The following is an 871-nucleotide window of genomic DNA, read 5'->3' on the forward strand; positions in this document are numbered from 1 at the left end:
TTCATTGGAAAATAAATAAGTCGTGCTATCCTAATCTTAAACCACTAAGCATTAGAAAGCGCACGACTTATATGACTTATAATAGCACACTTCCAAAAGTTTTTGTTTATTTACTGACAACCATTGAGACGCTTTATCAAACGAGTGTTCCCCTTGAGGTTCAAAACCGAAAGAACGTCCATCTCGCAACATCAGATTGCTTAGTTATCGCTTGTTACCTATGGGGCGTACTGCATTTTAGTGAAACGCTTAAAGCTAAGCACCAACTTGCTCAAAGTTTATTTCCTAATTTCCTAGAATATTCTCGCTTTGTCCGCCGTTGTAATGCCCTCTTACCGAGTATCCAAGTCATTCGCCAAGCACTCGTCTTTAAAGAGGTTGAAGGAATTAGTGTATCCATTATTGACAGCTTCCCCATTCCTTTGTGTCAGCCTATTCGTAATTTCAGAAGCAAAGTTCTTGGAGATTATGCAAATGTTGGCTACAATGCTACAAAGGGACAGTACTTCTATGGATGTAAATGTCATGCTTTAGTCAGTGAATCAGGCTATGTCATAGACTACACAATTACTCCTGCTTCAATGGCTGATAGTTCAATGACCGAGGAAGTGTTGAGTCAATTTGGGACACCAACAGTCCTTGGAGATATGGGATATCTAGGTCAGTCACTGCATGATAGGCTGGAATTAAAAGGAATTGATCTAATGACACCTGTCAGGAAGAACATGAAGCAAAAGAAAATCCTTTTCCCTAATTTTTCAAAACGTAGAAAAGTGATTGAGCGAGTTTTCTCTTTTTTGACAAATCTAGGAGCTGAGCGTTGTAAAAGTCGTTCGCCTCAAGGTTTTCAATTGAAATTAGAGATGATACT

1 protein-coding gene is annotated in these 871 nt (G+C 38.9%); it reads left to right on the forward strand.

Annotation, left to right across the window (positions count from 1 at the left end):
- Positions 1-71: 71 nt before the first annotated feature.
- Positions 72-871: IS982-like element IS982B family transposase (locus tag BAZO_RS16175; RefSeq protein ID WP_039957652.1), on the forward strand; the 800-nt coding region annotated here is incomplete at its 3' end.

It is taken from the genome of Schinkia azotoformans LMG 9581 (genome assembly GCF_000307855.1).
GTDB lineage: Bacteria > Bacillota > Bacilli > Bacillales > Bacillaceae_J > Schinkia > Schinkia azotoformans.